The sequence below is a fragment of the Paraburkholderia jirisanensis genome, from assembly GCF_054782355.1.
In genome coordinates, this window is record NZ_BAAGSQ010000029.1 from 271516 (window position 1) to 290785 (window position 19270).

General features: G+C 64.8%; 15 protein-coding genes. 7 read left to right on the forward strand and 8 right to left on the reverse strand.

Annotated features, from left to right (window positions below):
• The first annotated feature begins 313 nt into the window (after positions 1–313).
• Positions 314–952 carry a peroxiredoxin gene (locus ACYVNQ_RS26975; protein ID WP_460906595.1) on the forward strand — a complete coding sequence of 213 codons (639 nt, stop codon included), beginning with the start codon at positions 314–316 and terminating at the stop codon, positions 950–952.
• A 136-nt stretch (positions 953–1088) separates the two neighbouring features.
• Here the strand turns inward: ACYVNQ_RS26975 and ACYVNQ_RS26980 are convergent, their stop codons facing one another.
• Positions 1089–2330, reverse strand: coding sequence for an autotransporter strand-loop-strand O-heptosyltransferase (locus ACYVNQ_RS26980; protein ID WP_460906597.1), 1242 nt, complete (start codon positions 2328–2330; stop codon positions 1089–1091).
• Between the two features lie 215 nt (positions 2331–2545).
• On the reverse strand, positions 2546–3733 hold the full coding sequence (locus ACYVNQ_RS26985) for an acyl-CoA dehydrogenase (protein WP_460906599.1): 1188 nt from the start codon (positions 3731–3733) through the stop codon (positions 2546–2548).
• Positions 3734–3834: 101 nt separating this feature from the next.
• Here ACYVNQ_RS26985 and ACYVNQ_RS26990 point away from each other — a divergent pair, with 101 nt between their 5' ends.
• Positions 3835–4713 carry an IclR family transcriptional regulator gene (locus ACYVNQ_RS26990; protein ID WP_460906601.1) on the forward strand — a complete coding sequence of 293 codons (879 nt, stop codon included), beginning with the start codon at positions 3835–3837 and terminating at the stop codon, positions 4711–4713.
• Positions 4714–4730: 17 nt separating this feature from the next.
• Here ACYVNQ_RS26990 and ACYVNQ_RS26995 read toward each other — a convergent pair whose 3' ends face one another.
• A complete protein-coding gene (locus ACYVNQ_RS26995) occupies positions 4731–5561 on the reverse strand; it encodes an EAL domain-containing protein (RefSeq protein WP_460906603.1) in 831 nt (276 codons plus the stop codon).
• Positions 5562–5819: 258 nt separating this feature from the next.
• Here ACYVNQ_RS26995 and hmgA point away from each other — a divergent pair, with 258 nt between their 5' ends.
• Complete coding sequence (hmgA, locus tag ACYVNQ_RS27000) at positions 5820–7142, forward strand: homogentisate 1,2-dioxygenase (protein ID WP_460906605.1); 1323 nt, start codon at positions 5820–5822, stop codon at positions 7140–7142.
• Complete coding sequence (fahA, locus tag ACYVNQ_RS27005; protein WP_460906607.1) at positions 7139–8491, forward strand: fumarylacetoacetase; 1353 nt, start codon at positions 7139–7141, stop codon at positions 8489–8491. The genes hmgA and fahA overlap by 4 nt, the downstream gene beginning before the upstream one ends.
• Positions 8492–8729: 238 nt before the next feature.
• On the opposite strand, the gene ACYVNQ_RS27010 is transcribed toward fahA, so the two are convergent.
• From ACYVNQ_RS27010 to ACYVNQ_RS27020, 3 genes are all read right to left on the reverse strand, one after another.
• Positions 8730–9896, reverse strand: coding sequence for an MFS transporter (locus tag ACYVNQ_RS27010; protein WP_460906609.1), 1167 nt, complete (start codon positions 9894–9896; stop codon positions 8730–8732).
• Between the two features lie 59 nt (positions 9897–9955).
• Positions 9956–11119 (reverse strand): MFS transporter, encoded by a 1164-nt coding sequence (locus ACYVNQ_RS27015; RefSeq protein WP_460906611.1) that lies wholly within the window; start codon positions 11117–11119, stop codon positions 9956–9958.
• 269 nt (positions 11120–11388) lie between these two features.
• Positions 11389–12198: a crotonase/enoyl-CoA hydratase family protein gene (locus ACYVNQ_RS27020; protein ID WP_460906613.1), complete on the reverse strand. Its 810-nt coding sequence runs from the start codon at positions 12196–12198 to the stop codon at positions 11389–11391.
• Positions 12199–12382: 184 nt separating this feature from the next.
• On the opposite strand from ACYVNQ_RS27020, the gene ACYVNQ_RS27025 reads away from it, so the two are divergent.
• The gene (locus tag ACYVNQ_RS27025) at positions 12383–12982 is read left to right on the forward strand and encodes a plasmid fertility inhibition factor family protein (RefSeq protein WP_460906615.1); all 600 of its coding nucleotides are present in this window, start codon (positions 12383–12385) and stop codon (positions 12980–12982) included.
• Between the two features lie 79 nt (positions 12983–13061).
• Here ACYVNQ_RS27025 and ACYVNQ_RS27030 read toward each other — a convergent pair whose 3' ends face one another.
• Positions 13062–14066, reverse strand: a complete 1005-nt coding sequence (locus ACYVNQ_RS27030) for a 2-hydroxyacid dehydrogenase (RefSeq protein WP_460906617.1) — start codon at positions 14064–14066, stop codon at positions 13062–13064.
• Positions 14067–14192: 126 nt separating this feature from the next.
• Positions 14193–15155, reverse strand: coding sequence for a LysR family transcriptional regulator (locus ACYVNQ_RS27035; protein WP_460906619.1), 963 nt, complete (start codon positions 15153–15155; stop codon positions 14193–14195).
• A 525-nt stretch (positions 15156–15680) separates the two neighbouring features.
• On the opposite strand from ACYVNQ_RS27035, the gene aspT (ACYVNQ_RS27040) reads away from it, so the two are divergent.
• Positions 15681–17363, forward strand: a complete 1683-nt coding sequence (aspT, locus tag ACYVNQ_RS27040) for an aspartate-alanine antiporter (protein WP_460906621.1) — start codon at positions 15681–15683, stop codon at positions 17361–17363.
• A gap of 199 nt (positions 17364–17562) precedes the next feature.
• Positions 17563–19248 carry an aspartate-alanine antiporter gene (gene aspT, locus ACYVNQ_RS27045; RefSeq protein ID WP_460906623.1) on the forward strand — a complete coding sequence of 562 codons (1686 nt, stop codon included), beginning with the start codon at positions 17563–17565 and terminating at the stop codon, positions 19246–19248.
• The last annotated feature ends 22 nt before the right edge of the window (positions 19249–19270 follow it).

Here is a 19270-nt window from a genome sequence, read left to right on the forward strand (position 1 = left end):
CAGCCAAGGCCTACGACACATGCGGCGCAAGCGCGGTCGGCCGCGATACAGGCCCACCGCAAAAGCTCGACGCCCCGCATTGTCCACCAGCGCGTCCACCGGCTCGTCCACGGGCGACACAGGCTACTATTATGCGGCGGGAACCTGATCTGACCCGCTAAGTTTCACTTATCGTGACGAAAATTACAAAACCTCATAAGTGTGTGACGGGCAGTTCTTTCACTTCGGAAGGTAGAGTCCGTTATGCTCTAATTCTTTTCACCTGCCGGCCGCCGATGCGCGGGCCGCTCGAAACACTTCAAAGGAGCTTTTGATGAGCCTACGCCTTGGCGACATTGCCCCCGACTTCGAACAGGATTCGAGCATCGGGACGATCAAATTTCACGAATGGCTCGGCAACAGCTGGGGCGTGCTGTTCTCGCATCCGGCCGACTTCACGCCGGTCTGCACGACCGAGCTGGGTCTGACCGCGAAGCTTGCCAGCGAGTTCGACAAGCGCGACGTGAAGACGATCGCCTTGTCGGTCGACAATGCCAAGTCGCACCTCGAGTGGATCAAGGACATCAACGAGACCCAGGCGGCCAGCGTCGGCTTTCCGATTCTGGCGGACGGCGATCGCAAGGTGTCGGAACTGTACGACATGATTCACCCGAATGCGAACGAGACGCTGACGGTGCGTTCGCTGTTCGTGATCGATCCGAAGAAGAAGGTGCGGCTGATCATCACCTATCCGGCCAGCACCGGCCGCAATTTCGATGAAGTATTGCGCGTGATCGACTCGCTGCAGCTTACCGACAACTATCAGGTTGCTACGCCGGGCAACTGGAAACAGGGCGACGACGTGGTGATCGTGCCGTCGCTGAAGGACGAAGAGCTGATCAAGCAGAAGTTTCCGAAGGGCTACAAGGCACTGCGTCCGTATCTGCGCATGACGCCGCAGCCGAACAAGTAAGCAGGCAGGCGTGGTAGCAAGACCGCCGCGTCGCAGTCATGCGACGCGGCATCCGACGCAAGGCCGGCAAGGCCAGCAACGCCAGCAACGTCGGCAACCTCAACGCTAGCAACCCAGGCTACCTCAGCAATTCCCCTCAGGCCAGACACCGCTCGTCGATCAGGCTATCCACCGCCCGCATCACGAATTCCGGACTGATCGCCGACGTGCACTGGAACCGCTGCGCCTTGTCCGTCCGGCGCGGACACCAGTTGAAGTCGTCCGGATCGAATTCGAACGAAGTGTCGTTAAAGCAGCTATTGCATGCGTGGAAATTGATCACGCGCCACGGCGTATCGAACTCGGTCTTCGGATGCGAAAAGCCGCTGATCAGCACGACCGGCGTGCCAACCGCCCACGCGAGCCACGATAGCCCGCTACCCAGCCCGATAAAAAAATCCGCATGTGCAAGCAGATTCGCGCGCTCTTGCAGCGGCCGCTCGCCGGTGAAATCCTCGGCACCGGCCGGCATGTGGTTCAGCGCGCCGGGCAGGCCATACGCGCGGTCGCGGTCGATGCACAGCACGCGATAGCCGAGCCGGTTCAGATGCGCGATCAGCGTCGGCCAGCCGCGCGGGTTGTTCCAGTATTTGCATTGCGCGGTGGCTTGCGTCGCGATGCACACGTAAGGCTGCGCGATGCGCCGTGCATCGTCGTCCAGGATCAGCCGCGGACGCCGTTCGCCGGGCGGCACGCCGAGCATGTATGCGGCGGCGTCCTGCATGCTGCTGATCCGCGGATCGGTCGGCTGGTGGTCGCGTTCGTCGTACGGGGAGAACAGGCCGACGTGATAGGTCGCATAGAAGTCCGGCATCTCCGTGGTCGCTGCAGCGCGCGCCGCAAGCTCGTCTTCGCCGAAAAAGCTCAGCCCCGGATAGCCCGCGCGAAACAGCGGATGCAAATGGCGCGGCAGCACCACATGCAGATCGCAGCGGTGCCGTTCGCGAAACGCGTCGATTACCGGCACCCACGCGAGCGAATCGCCGAGCGCCCCCGATGCGATGCGCACCAGTACCGGCTTACGGGCCGCGTCGAACGGATGCTCGAACACGCAGCGCGTGCCGTCGAACACCTGCAGCAGCATCCGCACGAAATACTTGCGCCGGCTCGACACCGGCACGCCGGCTTCGACCGTCTCGTCGAACACGATGTTGTGCGTATCGAGATCGGTCATCCGCACGCGCCAGCCATCGACGGGCACCTGCACGCGGCAGCCATAGTTGAAGTCGAAGCGCACGCCTTCCGGTCCGTCGCAGACCGGCGCGCCCAACTGACTAAAGCTCGATTCGTTCAGTCCGCGCTGGGCGTGGCGGATAGCAGTGGTGTCGCGCATGGGCATGGGGGATCTCCGGTTCGGTGCGGCGGCTTCCGTTTGCAGACCTTGCCTCGAACCCAGCAAAGCCGCGCGACGAAAATGCTGCCGACACCTTAAGCGACCGATCCACCCCACCAAATTGGACAAATCTTAAATTTGCCCGCGAGTTGCGCGCGAGTTGCCCGCGGTTTACCGACTATTCACCAGCAAGCCACCAGCAAGCGCGAAGCGAATCCAGATCAGAAAAACGCCTGAATCCCCGTCTGCGCGCGACCAAGAATCAGCGCATGAATATCGTGCGTGCCTTCGTAAGTGTTGACCACTTCCAGATTCACCAGATGCCGCGCGACGCCGAACTCGTCGGAAATCCCATTGCCGCCCAACATATCGCGCGCCATGCGGGCAATATCGAGCGCCTTGCCGCATGAGTTGCGCTTCATGATCGACGTGATCTCAACCGCCGCGGTGCCTTCGTCCTTCATGCGGCCGAGGCGCAGCACGCCTTGCAGGCCGAGCGTGATTTCAGTCTGCATATCGGCTAGCTTCTTCTGGATCAACTGGTTCGCGGCGAGCGGCCGGCCGAACTGCTTGCGGTCGAGCACGTACTGCCGCGACGAATGCCAGCAGGCTTCGGCGGCGCCGAGCGCGCCCCACGCAATGCCGTAGCGCGCCGAGTTCAGACAGGTGAACGGGCCGCGCAGGCCTTTCACATCGGGCATCAGGTTTTCTTGCGGCACGAACACTTCGTCGAGCACGATTTCGCCGGTAATCGATGCGCGCAACCCGACCTTGCCGTGAATCGCCGGCGCGCTGAGCCCTTTCCAGCCTTTCTCGAGAATGAAGCCGCGAATCTCGTCCTTGCCGTCTTCCTCGAGCTTGGCCCACACGACGAACACGTCCGCGATCGGCGAATTGGTGATCCACATTTTCGAGCCGGACAGCGAATAGCCGCCGTTCACCTTCTTCGCGCGCGTGACCATGCCGGCCGGATCGGAGCCGTGATTCGGCTCGGTCAAACCGAAGCAGCCGATCCATTCGCCGCTCGCGAGCTTCGGCAGATATTTTTCTTTTTGCGCGTTCGTGCCGAATTCGTAGATCGGCACCATCACCAGCGACGACTGCACCGACATCATCGACCGGTAGCCGGAATCGACCCGCTCGACCTCACGCGCGATCAGTCCATAGCTCACGTAGTTCATACCCGGGCCGCCGTACTGCTCGGGGATGGTCGGACCAAGCAGGCCGATTTCGCCCATCTCGCGAAAGATCGCCGCATCGGTTTTCTCGTGGCGGAACGCGTCGAGCACGCGCGGCGCGAGCTTGTCTTGCGCGTAGGCCTGTGCGGCGTCGCGCACCATGCGTTCTTCATCGGTGAGTTGCTGGTTGAGGAGCAGCGGATCCTCCCAGTTGAATTGCGCGGCGGCCATGGCGGTTTCTCCTGAATACGTGACGGACGTGATTTGTGGCTTGACTTAGGTTCCGCTGTGCGAAACAATGTTTTGCAAATGAACTTCGAGTGTAGCATCCGATGCCGCGCACCGCACCTCCTGCAGCGACCCCTGCCGATTCTCCGGAATCACCTCCGGCCGACGCGGCCGCACAGGCAAACAGCCATGCGAACCCAATCGACGAGCGCAAGTTCGTCGTCGCATTGGCGCGCGGGCTCGATCTGCTGCGCGCTTTCCGGCCCGGCGAGACGCTGCTCGGCAACCGCGATTTCGTCGAGCGCACCGGGCTGCCGAAAGCGACCGTCAACCGCCTCGCCTATACGTTGACCGTGCTGGGTTATCTGCGTCTGGACGAAACGCTCGGCAAATATGCGCTGGACGCGGGCGTGTTGTCGCTAGGCTTCGCGCTGCTGTCGGGCACCGATACGCTCGAACTGGCGCGGCCGCATCTGCGCGAGTTTGCGCGCGAGGTCGGCGCGGCCGTGTCGCTTGGCTGCCGCGACGGGCTCGACATGGTGTACCTGGAGACGATCCGCAGCGAAACCGCGCTGACGCTCGGGCTGGCGGCGGGTTCGAAGCTGTCGATGCTGACCAGTTCGATGGGGCGTGCGTATCTGGCGGTGCAGCCGCGCGACGCGCGCGCGACGCTGCTCGAAGAATTGATGCAGGCGGCGGGGCAAGCGGGGCCGGCGTTGGCCGACGAAGCGCGCGTCGAGATCGACGCGTTCGACGCGCAAGGCTGCTGTTACTCGTTTCGCGCGTGGCACGACGATGTGAATGCGGTCGCGGTGCCGTTTCGCGAGCCGCGCGACGGCCGCTGGCTGGTGCTGAGTTGCAGCGGGCCGGCGTCGTCGATGGGAGAGGAGACGTTTCGCGAGCGCGTCGCGCCGCGTCTGATCGCGTTGGCGCAACGCCTGGGCGATACGGCGGCGCGCGCAGCGCAAGCGCCCGGCATCTGACGCCCCGTCACCTCACCTCAAGCAGCCCGATTCTCATTAATCGAAAACAGCGGCCCCTGCACGAAACGCACGTCGTACTGCTGCAGCAGCTCGAACTGTGCTTCCGTCGTCACCCGGCTGAAAATAAGCGGAATACGCAGCCGGTTCGCATACCCAACCAGCGGTTTGACCATCGCATCGCGCAGCGCCGAGCCCGCGTCCATCTTGATGAAGTCGAGCCGCGCCATATCGGACACCGACAGGATTTGCCCCGCGTTCGGCAGATTCCCCGCCACCTTGAAGCCGTAGTGCTGGTAGCTCTTCGTCAGATAACCGAGAAAGGTTCGATGCGCGACAGCCGCAGCCGGCAGCTCGATCACGATGCGCGAAGGATTGAGTCCGAACGAAATCAGCACTGTCGAGAAATGCCGCCCGTGGTCGTAGCGCACGCTCTTCAGCAGCCGCTCGTGCACGCGCAGAAATAGCAGCCCATGCCGCTGCGCGCCGAAGAAGTTGATCGCGTGCATGGCGCGCGACATCCGGTCGAGCGCCACCAGTTGCTGGTCTTCGGTCACGTGTTCGAACGGATCGAAGGTGTCGGTCTGCAGGCCGTCCAGTTGCTGCGTCACTGCCTGAAAACCGAGCTCATCGCCGAAGCGGTCCACGCTTTCCGGCGCCGCCGACAATGACTGCGCGAGCGCGTGCACGCTGATGTCGAAAATCGGCTCGTAGGCCGTGCCGATCTCGAAGTTCGCATAGTGCGCGACTGCATGGTCGCTGCGCAGACCGCTGCCCATGCGCAGATGCTCGCCGAGAAAAGGGTGGCTCGACGCCCGGGCGACGAGGTCAGACACGTTCAACGGAATCATGGGGGCCGGTGGTGCGATGGGTCGCGCTCGAATTTCGCGGCCGAAACCGCACACATCGATGGTAACAGCGACCGCGAAATCCCGACCACCCAAATGCTCATATGCATTTTTGGAAACCCTGGGAATTGGGGCTGTATTCGGGTTTACGTTAATTTCACTAATCGTAACTAGTTTTACCATACGTAAATTCTCGACGACGCGTTGCGAGGGCTTGTGCGCATGCGTCGGCCGATCGGCCATTCAACGGAGAGCAACAGCATGGAACCATCGATGCGACGCGAAATCGACGCGGGCTACCAGTCCGGTTTCGCGAACGAATTCGCGACCGAGGCCTTGCCCGGCGCGTTGCCGCACGGGCGCAACTCGCCGCAGCGCGCCGCGTACGGGCTTTACGCGGAGCAGCTGTCGGGCACCGCATTCACCGCGCCGCGTGCGCACAACCGCCGCTCGTGGCTGTACCGGATCCGTCCGGCCGCGGTCCACCAGCCGTTCACCGCGCTGCCGTCGCAGCGGCTCGTCGCGAACTTCGCCGAGGTGCCGCCGACGCCGCCGAACCAGCTGCGCTGGGACCCGCTGCCGCTGCCCAGCGAGCCGACCGATTTCATCGACGGCTGGGTGACGATGGCCGGCAACGGCTCCGCCGACACGATGACGGGTTGCGCGATCCACCTGTACGCGGCCAACCGTTCGATGCAGGACCGCTACTTCTACTCGGCCGACGGCGAGCTGCTGATCGTGCCGCAGCAAGGGCGTCTATCGATCGCGACCGAACTCGGTAAGCTCGAGCTCGAGCCGTTCGAGATCGCGGTAATTCCGCGCGGCGTGCGCTTTACGGTGACGCTGCCTGACGGCGCCGCGCGCGGCTATATCTGCGAGAACTTCGGCGCGCTGCTGCGCTTGCCTGATCTCGGCCCGATCGGTTCGAACGGGCTCGCGAACCCGCGCGATTTCCTGACGCCGCACGCCGCCTATGAAGACCGCGAAGGCGCGTTCGAACTGGTCGCGAAACTGAACGGCCACCTGTGGCGCGCGGACATCGATCATTCGCCGCTCGACGTGGTTGCGTGGCACGGCAACTACGCGCCGTACAAGTACGACTTGCGGCGCTTCAACACGATCGGCTCGATCAGCTACGACCACCCGGACCCGTCGATCTTTCTGGTGTTGCAGGCGCCGAGCGACACGCCGGGCGTCGACACGCTCGATTTCGTGATCTTCCCGCCGCGCTGGCTGGCGGCTGAAGACACGTTCCGCCCGCCATGGTTTCACCGCAATGTCGCGAGCGAGTTCATGGGGTTGGTGCACGGCGTGTACGACGCCAAAGCCGAGGGCTTCATGCCGGGCGGCGCGAGCCTGCACAACTGCATGTCGGGCCACGGCCCGGATGCGGACACCTTCGAGAAGGCTTCGCACAGCGATACGTCGAAGCCGCACAAGGTCGGCGACACGATGGCGTTCATGTTCGAAACGCGCACGCTGATCCGGCCGACGCGCTTTGCGCTCGAGACCGCGCAACTGCAGGCGAACTACTACCAGTGCTGGCAAGGCCTGACCAAACACTTCAACCCGGAGCAGCAATGAGCGTGGCAAGCGAACTGTCGAACCCGATGCAAAACACGCTGCAAAGCGAACTGCGCGCCACCGTCGATGCGTCGCGCCGCAGCTGGCTGGACGCGGCGAATCACGCAGCCTGTGACTTCCCGATCCAGAACCTGCCGTTCGGCATCTTCAGCGATGCGGGCAATCCGGCGCCGCGCGCGGGTGTCGCGATTGGCGACAGCATCGTCGATCTGGCGGTGCTGGAGAGCGCGGGACTGATTGCGCTGCCCGTAGCGCAGGGCGCAGCACGCGGTGTGTTTGCGCGCGACACGCTGAACGACTTCATCGCGCTGGGCCGCGATGTGTGGCGCAGCGTACGAATTCAACTGAGCGCACTGCTGGCGCGCGATACCGCCACCCTGCGCGACGACGCCGCATTGCGCAGCCGCGCGCTCGTGCCACAAGCCGCGGCGACGCTGCATCTGCCGATCGCGATTCCGGGCTACACCGACTTCTACTCGTCGAAGGAGCACGCGACCAACGTCGGCTCGATGTTCCGCGATCCAAAAAACGCGCTGCTGCCGAACTGGCTGGAGATGCCGATCGGCTACAACGGACGGGCTTCGTCGGTGGTGGTGAGCGGCACGCCGGTGCGCCGGCCGAATGGGCAGATCAAGCTGCCGGACGCCGAACGTCCGGTGTTCGGCGCGTGCCGCAAGCTCGACATCGAACTGGAGACGGGTTTTATCGTCGGCCGCGGCAACGCGCTGGGCGAGCCGATCGCATGCGAGGACGCGCACGCGCATATCTTCGGCATGGTGCTGCTCAACGACTGGAGCGCGCGCGATTTCCAGCAATGGGAATACGTGCCGCTCGGGCCGTTCAATGCCAAGACCTTTGCCACCACGATCTCACCGTGGATCGTCACGCTCGACGCGCTGGAGCCGTTCCGCGTCGCGCAGCCGGTGCAGGAACCGCAGCCGCTCGCGTATCTGCGGCACGACGGCGCGCACGCTTTCGACATCGAACTGGAAGTGCGCTTGCGCGCGCGCACGGCACGCGCAGCGACGACCATCGCGCGCACGAATTTCCGCCACATGTACTGGACGATGGCGCAGCAGCTTGCGCATCACACGGTGTCGGGGTGCAACACGCGGGTCGGCGACCTGATGGGCTCGGGCACGATCAGCGGGCCGACTGCGGATTCGTACGGCAGCCTGCTCGAGCTGACGTACAACGGCAAACAGCCGCTCGAGCTCAACGAAGGCGGCACGCGCGCGTTTATCGAAGACGGTGATGAACTGACGCTGGCGGGCTGGTGCCAGGGCGATGGGTATCGGGTGGGGTTCGGGACCTGCACAGGCGAGGTGTTGCCGGCGCGGCAGGTGTAAAGGGGGAGCGCGTCGGGCCGGTCAGCGCGGCGTGCGTAAAGCGAGCGCGTTGGCCGGTCAGCGCGGCGTGCGTAAAGCGAGCGCGTCGGCCGGTCAGTGCGGCGTGCGTAAAGCGAGCGCGTCGGCCGGTCAGTGCGGCGTGCGTAAAGCGAGCGCGTTGGCCGGTCAGTGCGGCGTGCGCCAAGCGAGCGCGTCGGGCCAATCAGCGCGTCAGCGCAAAGCCCGAGCGCCGGACCAGTCAGCGAGCTGCTGGCGCTTCACCGGTGTCGACGCGCCGCCGTTCCCACAGCACCGCAACAAGAAACGCCAGCGCGCTCGCCAGCAGCACGCCAATCACCGCGTCATAGCCGACGCGCTTCATCAACGCGCCGGCGATCAGCGGGCCGGCGAAACTCGACGCACTCCACGACGCACCGACCAGCGAACTCGCCGACACCAGCGCCGCACCGCGAAAGCGTTCGCCGCACGCGACGATCGACAGCGTATAAATCGCACCGGCCGCCGCGCCGAGCACATACAGCAACGGCCAGCACAACCACGGTAGATGTACTGCCCACGGCAACAGCGGCAACAGCACCACGACCGTCAGCGCGGCGCCGATATGCACGCGCGCGCGGCCAACCCGGTCCGCCAGCCAGCCGATCGGTATCTGCATCGTCGTATCGCCCAGCAGCAGCGCGGACGCGAACAGCACCGCGATGTCCGCACGAATGCCGTGCGCCATCGCGAACAGCGGCATCAGCGACAACGCAATCGTGTCGAACAGCGCAAAAAAGCCGGTGCCGATCACCAGCGCCGGCATCTTCGGCAGCACGCGGCGCCAGCTGTCGTGCGGCTCGGCGTTGCGCGCGCCTTGCGGCGTCACGCGGATCAACGCCAACAGCGGCAACGCGGCGAGAAAGATCGCGCCGCACAGCAGGAAGCGCCACTCCGCGTACGGTGCGATGCGGCTCACCAGCACCGGCCCGCTCATCTGGAACAACGTGAAGTTGGTTGCGTAGATCGCGACGACACGGCCGCGCGACGCATCGTCGGCGAGTTCGTTGACCCACGCTTCGCCGACCGTGAAGAGCAACATCAGCGCGGCGCCGCACAGCACGCGCAACACTGCCCACAGCGCGAGACTCGACGTGAACTGCATCGCGGCGGTGGCGAACGCCACCACCAGCATCGCGCCGGTAATCACCGTGCGTGCGGAACAACGCGCGGCGATCCAGCCGGCGACCGGCACAGCGACGAGGCCGCCGCCTGCCTGGGCAGCCGTCAGCAGGCCGACGATATCGGCGCCGTAGCCTGCCTGGGTGAGGGCGAGCGCGGTGAGCGGCAGCGTGGCGCCGCTGCCGAGTCCGACCACGGCGACACTGAGAATGAGCGCGACAAAATCGCGAGAGAAGACGACTTTCATCGGGCGAGATGCTACTACGGCGTCATGTGCGGCGCCGCGCCGCGCCGCGTGGAGACGTCTTAGCCCGGCAGCGCCACGCGCGTCCGCCGCTCGAGCGACACCGACCACAGCGTCAGCGCCACCGCGCCCGACGCGGTCGCCACGCCGACCCACGGCAGCGAAGTCAGCGGCGCGCCGGCGCCGATCGCCATGCCGCCGAGCCACGCACCTGTCGCATTGCCGAGATTGAACGCACCCTGGTTCAACGTAGACGCGAGATTCGGCGCATGGCTTGCGCGATCGACGATCAGCATCTGCAACGGCGGCACGATCGCGAACGCGAGCACGCCCCACAGGAACACGGTGATCAGCGCCGGCATGGCCGCATGCATCGTTGCGGCGAACACCACGAGAATCGCGACGATCGCCAGCAGAAACGCGAGCAGCGACTGCACCGGCCGCCAGTCGGCCAGCTTGCCGCCGAGCGTGCTGCCGACCGTCAGACCGAGCCCGAACAGCAGCAGCACGAGCGTGACCGCATGCGGTGTGAAACCGGTGACGTCTTCGAGAATCGGCGTGATGTACGTGAAGGTCGAAAAGAGGCTGGCCGAAGCGAGCACGCTGGTGCCGAGCACCATCAGCACCTGTGGGTTTTTCAGCACCTTGAATTCGTGCAGCAGGCTGGCCTTCTGCATCTCGATGCGCGCCGGCAGACAAACGGCGAGCGCCGCGGCCGCGAGGATGCCGATGCCGGTCACCGCCCAGAAGGTGGCGCGCCAGCCGACTGCCTGGCCGAGCGCGGTGCCGAGCGGCACGCCGAGCACGTTGGCCAGCGTCAGGCCGGTGAACATCAGCGCGATGGCCTGGGCGCGGCGATTCGGCGCGACCAGCCCGGCGGCCACCACCGAACCGATGCCGAAGAACGCGCCATGACAGAACGCGGTGACGATGCGCGCGGCCATCAGCACGGCATAGGTGGGGGCCAGCGCGCACAGCAGATTGCCGACGATGAACACGCCGATCAGGCTCATCAGGGCTTTCTTGCGCGGCATGTTCGCCACGGCAATCGCGACGATCGGCGCGCCGATCGTCACGCCTAGCGCATACGCGGAGACCAGCATGCCGGCGGCTGGAATCGACACCGCGAGATCGCGCGCGACATCGGGCAGCAGCCCCATGATGACGAATTCGGTAGTGCCGATACCAAATGCGGCAACGGCTAAGGCGAGCAGGGGCAAGGGCATGATCGGAGACGCAAGGCGAGGCGCCCTGCGCGTTACGGGCCGCATTGCATGGAATGCGGCTCGCAGAAGGCGGGCATCGGTACGGGAAAATCAGTAGGGGATTGTACCTAAGCCAATTGGCGGGCGCGGCACAATGTAAGGAGTGTTGTTGTTTTTCGTTGAATGCGAACGGATGTGTGGCTGTACGCAGCGCACGGAAGTGCTGGCGTATCTGGGCTGCTGGCGTGCGACGCGCGGGCTTGTACGACGAATCTATTCATCGGTCTTCTTCACGGGTCCGTCGGCTCAAGCGCATCTCCGTGCCGTCCCGCACCGCCGGCGAAGCGCGCCGCGCCCGCCATCCCTTCGCTAAACACCACCGGATAGCCAAGCGCGCCTTCGCGCCGCAGTGCCTCGCTCACATCGTCGAGCAGGCTGTGCTCATAGACCGAACGCCGGTCCGCCAGCAGCGCCGCCTGCGGTAATGCAGCGAGTTCCGCGGCCAGTTGCTCGGCGGCCGCGCGTACCGTGCCGCTGGCCACCACACGGTTCACCAGACCAAACTGTAGCGCTTCGTCGGCGCTTACCGCGCGTCCGGTCAGAATCAGATCGAGGGCCCGCGACATGCCGATCAGACGCGGCAAGCGGATCGTGCCGCCGTCGATCAGCGGAATGCCGACACGCCGGCAAAACACGCCGAGCACCGCATCCGTTTCGGCGATCCGCAGATCGCACAGCGCCGCGAGTTCGAGACCGCCCGCCACCGCATGGCCCGCAATTGCCGCGAGCACGGGCTTCTTCAACATCATGCGGGTCGGTCCCATCGGACCTGGGCCGCTGCCGTCCGCATGCAATTCGTTGCGGCGCGCATCGTCGTCGAGTGCGGTGAGATCGGCGCCCGCGCAAAACGTGCCACCGGCACCGAACAGCACCGCGATGCGCCATGCACGATTGGCTTCGAATCGTTCGAACGCAGCGCGCAATGCATCGGCGGTGGGCCGGTCCACTGCATTGCGTCGCGCCGGCCGCTCGAGCACGATGGTTGCGACCGCATCGATCGCCTCGATGCGCACATGCGGGCCGAATCTTTCCGGGGTCATTGCTGTCTCCATCGATATGACGTGCATCGCCTGCGCACGGCATGGTTGAAAAGCCACACAAGCATTGCGAAACCGCTTGCGTTGCTGACACGGCCTTTTCACAATCCACTCGTAGCGTAATCTCCTATTAGCGTGCCGGGCATCTTCGCACCGCGTACGCAGGAGACACTCAACGTTTGCTCTTATGCCCCTGCCGTCGATGTCGAATTCTGTCTCGTCTGTTAGCGAACCCGTGTGGATCGTCCCACTTAACGACCACGCTTCGTACGATCACGTGCGCTTGAAGCGGGTGTTCGCTACCGACGGCACACGCCATGAAGTCGTGCTGATCGACGTGCGCAAGCTGATGCAATGCGCGGACCGCGACGATACCGACTACGTGCTGCGCCCGGTACACGAATGGCATATGGGCAAGGTGCGCGGCATCCGCGAGTTTCTCGATCCCGACAACGCGCGCATTCCTGAAATGCCTTACGTGACGATCTCGGCGCGCCGCTCGCCGGGCCTGTTGGGCTGGTTCGCGCTCGAGCATGAAGGCGTGGTTGCGTTTCGCAACGGCCAGCATCGCGCGCGCTATCTGGCTTCGGCTGGCGCGCGCTGGCTGCCGGTCGAAGTGCACGAGCGCGAAGCCGCGCTGCTGCGTCAGTATTGCGGCGCGCCGGATGACGCACGCACTGCGCTACGGCCGAGCATGACCACCTTCAGCGCGTCCGGGGACGCGCAGCACGACACCGCGGAGGCGCACATCGCGCGCATCCGCGAACTCGATAGCGACGGGCGTTAGCGACCGTGCCGGCGTTAGCGTTGGCGTTGGCGATGGCGGTAATGCCGCCGCGCCCGATGTCGATGCGATGGAACAGCACTCAGGCGCGCTCCGCCGCTTCGACGACATTGCGCGGCGTGCCGGCCAGCCACGCGGCGACATTGCCGAGCGTGGTCTGCGCGATCTCGTTCATTGCCTCGCGCGTGAAGAACGCCTGATGCGCAGTGACGATCACGTTCGGGAACATCAACAGTCGCGCCAGCACATCGTCCTGCAACGGCAGATTCGAGTGATCCTCGAAAAAGAGTCCGGCTTCTTCTTCATACACATCGAGCCCGAGATGCCCGAGCTGGCCAGTCTTCAGTGCACCGACTAACGCATTGCTTTCGACCAGCCCGCCGCGGCCGGTGTTGATCAGCATCGCGCCGCGCTTCATCCTGGCAAGCGCGTGACGGTCGATCATGTGATGCGTCGCGGGCAGCAGCGGGCAATGCAGGCTGACGATATCGGCGCTGGCAAGCAGCGTATCGAGCGGCATATAGCGCGCGCCGAGCGCGAGCAGTTCATCGGCGGGCGGCCCCGGATCGTACGCGACGATCTGCATGCCGAAGCCCGCCATGATGCGTCCGAAGGCGCGACCGATCACACCCGTACCGACGATGCCCACCGTCTTGCCGTACAGGTCGAAGCCAAGCAGCCCGTTCAGCGAAAAATCGCCTTCGCGGGTGCGCGTCGCGGCACGCGGCAAGCGCCGGTTCAGCGCGAGGATCAGGCCCACCGCATGCTCGGCCACCGCGTGCGGCGAGTAAGCCGGCACGTGCACGACGGCGATGCCGCGGCGCTTCGCTGCGGCCAGATCGACGTGATTGAAGCCGGCCGAGCGCAGCGCGATCAGGCGTGTGCCGCCGTTGCGCAACCGGTCCAGCACGGCGGCATCGAGCGTGTCGTTGACGAACGGGCAGACCACCTCGTAACCGTGCGCGAGCACGGCGGTATCGCCGTCGAGATAAGACTCCTGAAAATGCAGGTCATAACCGAATGTCGCGTTGGCTTCCTTGAATGTGTCGTAGTCATACTGCCGGCTGCTGAACAGGATCATGCGCATTGCTGCTCCCGAAAGTGATGCTTTGCTGCAAATCTTTGCTGCAGATCGCTATCTATCGTTTCCTGCCGCTACCGGTCGCCGGGGCGCCGGACCGCCACCTATCGCAAACGTCGCGCATGCGTGCCGCTACACCTGCGGCGTAGCATCCAGAGAATCGGCGGCTTCGGGCTGGGCGGCTCGCACGGCCTGGCCGGCGGCGTGCTCGACTGCGAAGTCGACGAACGCGCGCGTGCGCGCCGGCAGGTGCTGGCGGCGTGGATAGACGAGCGATACGCGCGTATGCGGGTCGTCGATCGTGAAGTCGGGCAACAACCGCGCGAGTGCGCCGGCTTGCAAGGCGCCGGCGACGAGTTGCGCCGGCAGCACCGCAATGCCGAGGCCGGCGAGCGCCGCCAGCAGCACGAGCGGCGCGCTGTTGGCCGTGTATACCGGTTCGAGCGTGACTACCCGCGTGTCGCGGCCGGGCTGTGCGAAGCGCCATGCCTGGCTGCGCTGCGCGACGGACAACGCGATATACGGGTGCTGCGCCAGCTGTTCCGGGCTGGCGATGCTGCCATGTCTGGCGAGCCACGCGGGCGTCGCGCATACTGCGAACGCCTGGGTTTCAAGCAGCATCTCCGCACAGTCGACCCCGACGCCGAGCGCATCGAACGCGCTGACGATGCCGACATCGCAACTATTGTCCACAAAGCTCGCAAACTGCTCGGCGACGGTGAGCTGCACCTTGATCTTCGGATGAGCCATGCGGAAACCCTCGACCAGCAGCGCCAGCATTTGCGGCGCGAGCGCGCCTGTCGCGGTGACGCGCAGCAGGCCGCCCGGCTCGCGCTCGCCGGAGGCGACGGCGCTATCCAGACAATCGAGTTCTTCGAGCAGGGCGCGGCAGCCTTCGAGATAGAGCACACCTGCTTCGGTCAGCGCCAGGTTGCGTGTCGTGCGGTTGATCAGACGGACCTGCAGATGGGCTTCGAGCGTGACGATCAACCGTGTGACGAGTGCATTCGATACCTGCAGTTGTTGCGCCGCGAGCCGGAAGCTTTGCATTTCGGCCACTCTGACAAACACCCGCATCGCATAGATCTGGTTCATGACAATGTGTCTTGTATGCGCGCGGCCGAACCGGACGGCGCTGGACGACAGCGGTTTGCCGGGTGTGCTCCGGCCCAAAAATAATATTGACAGTCGTGCCCAATTACAATATTTATTAAAACGGCATCAGCGTTTCGCGCTAGTGAAAAGTTCAACCCGAGTTCAACTCGAGTTCCACCTCATGGCGCCACGGAATCACTTCGATAGATTCCGCATAGATTCGATGGACGGGAAAGGCCGCCCGCCTGATTCGCGGTCCCGACGTGGTTCTGCAACCTGACGAGGAAGCGATGTCTACCTGCCATACCGAAAGCGGCTGAAAGCCGCCTGCAGCTTGCGTCGCCGGCTGCTCGCCTCGAGCCACGCCAGGCCGGTTTCGCGCATCAATACGTAACTGTTGCGTCGCGCCATACCGGCTGTGTGCGCTCATGCCTATTTTATTAAATGGGCGTGATGATTTCTGATTAATTCTCAACGGCCGTTAAGAAACTTGCGAAATCGATCGGTGATTCCCGGAAATGGAAAATGATCGCTGAATTGCTCAAGTCTCAACCGGAAATTGCGTTATTCATCAGCCTTGCGCTTGGCTACCTGATCGGTTCGTTTCGGGTCGGCCCGATCCAGCTGGGCGGCGTATGCGGCACGCTGATCGTCGCGCTGGTGCTCGGCCAGAGCGGCGCGCGCATCGCCCCGGATCTGAAGAACATTGCGTTTGCGCTGTTTATTTTCGCGCTCGGCTTTACCGGTGGCCCGCAGTTCTTCGCCAACATCGGACGCGGCTGGCGCTATGGGCTGCTGTCGATCGTCGAGATCGTCGCTGTGCTGGTGCTGGTGATGCTCGCGGTGCGCCTGATGCATCTCGATGCCGGTACCGCGGCCGGTTTGCTGGCGGGCGCGGTTACCGAATCGGCGGTGATCGGCACCGCGTCGGAGGCGCTCGGCCGGCTCGGTCTGGGCGAAGCCGAGACGCTGCGACAGCAGGCCAATATCGTCACCGCTTACAGCGTCAGCTATCTGTTTGGTCTTATCACGATCGTGCTGTTCACGAGCCAGATTGCGCCGTTGATGCTGCGCATCAACCTGCGTGCCGAAGCAGAGCGCGTGTGGCGCGAACTGGGCGGCGGCGATGCGCTCGACGAAGGGCAGCGGCTCGCGGCGCCGGCACTGGTGGGCCGCGCGTTTCGGGTCGGACCGGCTGCAGGCGTGACGATCGGCGCATTCGAGCAGCAGTACGGCAACAACCTGACCATCGAGCAGATCGAACGCGGTGGCGTGTTGATGGATGCGGACCCCGCGGCGCGTCTCGAAGCCGGCGACCTGGTGCTGGTGTGCGGGCGGCGCGCGGCGATCGTCGAAGCGGCGCCGCAGATCGGCGACGAAGTGAGCGGCAACAGCTTCGACGTGGTGCTGGGCCAACGCGCCGACGTCGTGCTGACGCGCAGCGACCTGCACAACAAGTCGATCGCGCAGGTGCGCGAGCAGGCGTCGCGCACCGAGGGGCGCGGCGTCTACATCGCCGCGGTGAACCGGCTCGATGCGCGCATTCCGGCGCTGCCCGGCACGGTGCTGAACCGCGGCGACGTGCTGACCATCGTCGGTGCGAAACCGGACGTCGCGCGCGGCATCAAGCGGCTCGGCTATGAGCTGGTGCCGACGCAGAAGACCGACTTCGTCTACCTCGGCCTCGGCGTGCTGATCGGCATGGCGCTCGGGCATCTCAGCGGCACGGTGGGCGGCGTGTCGCTCGCGCTCGGCACGGGCGGCGGCTGTCTGCTGTCGGGGCTGCTGTTCGGCTGGGTTCGCTCGCGCCATCCGCTGGTCGGCTCGCTGCCTTCCGCGGCCGCGCAGATCCTGAAGGACTTTGGCCTCGCCACCTTCATTGCCGCGGTCGGTTTGTCGGCCGGGCCCGATGCGATCAGGCTGGTGCGCGAATACGGTCTCGCGCTGCCGCTGGTCGGCATTCTGATGGTGCTGGTGCCCGGGCTGCTATCGCTGTGGATCGGCCGCGTGTTTCTCAAGCTCGACGCGCCGATGCTGCTCGGCGCGATCGCCGGGCAGCAGTGCAGTACGCCGGCGATCAGCGCGCTCACCGGTGTGGCCGGCAATTCCACGCCGGTGATCGGCTACACGATTACATATGCGCTGTCGAACATCCTGCTGCCGCTGATGGGGCCGATCGTGGTCGGGCTGGCCGGTAAGTTCGGATAGCGCCGCGCAGCGCAGCGGGCGAGGCCCCGATGCTGCGTCGGCGTGTGTGCCGATGCCTACGCAGCGCGTTGCGCAACGTAATACGCAAGGTAATACGCAACACCGGCTGCGCACAGCTTCATCTTCATCACAGGCCGCGTGCCGACGCACGCGATGCGCAACTTCCAAGTCGTGCGGTACTTCAACGAGAGACCTGCCGATGGACTGGCTACACCACATCTTCCAGAAATCCCCTGAAATCGCGCTGTTTCTCGCGCTGGCGGCCGGCTATTTCATCGGCCAGATCAACTTCGGCAAATTCCAGCTGGGCGGCGTCGGCGGCTCGCTGCTTGCCGCGGTGGTGATCAGCCAGGCGGGCGTGACGATCGACAACGGCGTGAAGGCGGTGATGTTCGCGGTGTTCATCTACGCGGTCGGCTACGACTCCGGGCCCGGCTTCTTCAACTCGCTGAACCGCAAGACCTTGCGCGAAATCGCGATGGCGGTGTTCATGGCGGTGGTCGCGCTGATCACGGTGCTGATCTGCGCGAAGCTGTTCCATCTGAACAAGGGCCTCGCCGCCGGGCTGGCGGGCGGCGCGCTGACGCAGTCGGCCATCATCGGCACTGCGGGCGATGCGATCGCGCGCCTGGGCCTGTCCGCCGAAGAGACCAAAACGCTGCAATCGGATGTCGCGATCGCGTATGCGGTGACCTACGTGTTCGGTTCGCTCGGCGCGATCATCGTGTGCGTGAACATCCTGCCGAAGTTCATGGGCCGTGGCTTACGCGAGGCGTCGCTCGATGCCGAACAGGCGCTGTCGGGCGGTGCATCGGTGCGCGGCCCCGGACAGCTCGCCGCGCTGCCGGAGCTGGTCGGGCGCGCGTTTCGCGTCGAGCACGCGGCGGGGCGCACGCTCGCCGAGCTCGAAGTGTCCCAGCAGGATCTGATCACGATCGAACGCATCCATCGCGCCGGCAAAGCGCTCGATCCGGCAGCGAACCTCACCTTGGCCGCAGGCGACGTGGTGTTGGTGGTCGGGCGCCGCGAGGGTATGGTCGGCATCGCGCCGCTGATCGGACCGGAAGTGGCCGATACCCGCGACGTCGCGCTGGTGATGCAGACCCGCCAGGCCGTCTTCACGCGCAAAGGCTTGAACCACACGACGATCGCCCATGTGCGCGAAACGGTGGATCGCGATCTGCGTCACGGCGTGTTTCTCGAAGAGGTGACGCGGGTCGGCCAGCCGGTGCCGGTGCTGCCCGATACGCAGCTCGAGCACGGCGATGTGCTGACCTTCTACGGTTCCGCGAAAGACACGAAGCGCGCCGTCGAAGCCGCCGGCTACGAACTGCCTTATTCGATCAAGACCGATTTCATCTACATGGGCGTGGGTCTCGTGCTTGGCTTGCTGATCGGCCTCGTCGTGGTGAACGTCGGTGGCGTGCCGCTCACGCTCGGCTCGGGTGGCGGTTGCCTGCTGTCGGGCCTCGTGTTCGGCTGGATGCGCGGCAAGCATCCGATGTACGGCGTGATGCCGCCGGCCGCATCGCAATTGCTGAAGGACTTCGGGCTCGCCGCGTTCGTCGCGGTGGTCGGGCTCAACTCGGGCTTGCAGGCGGTCGTCACGGTGAAGGAAAGCGGCGTGACGATCTTCCTGCTGGGCGTGGTCGTGACGATGGTGCCGCTGCTGCTGACGATGCTGTTCGGCCGCTACGTGCTCGGCTACAACAATGCGGCGATCCTCGCCGGCGCGCTATCCGGTTCGCGCAGTGCGAACCCGGCATTCGGCGGCGTACTCGACAAAGCGGAAAGCGCGGTGCCGACCGTGCCGTTCGCGATTACCTACGCGATCGCGAACGTACTGCTGACGCTGCTCGGACCGCTGGTGGTCGGGCTGGTTTGACTTCGGCAACGCATGACACCTG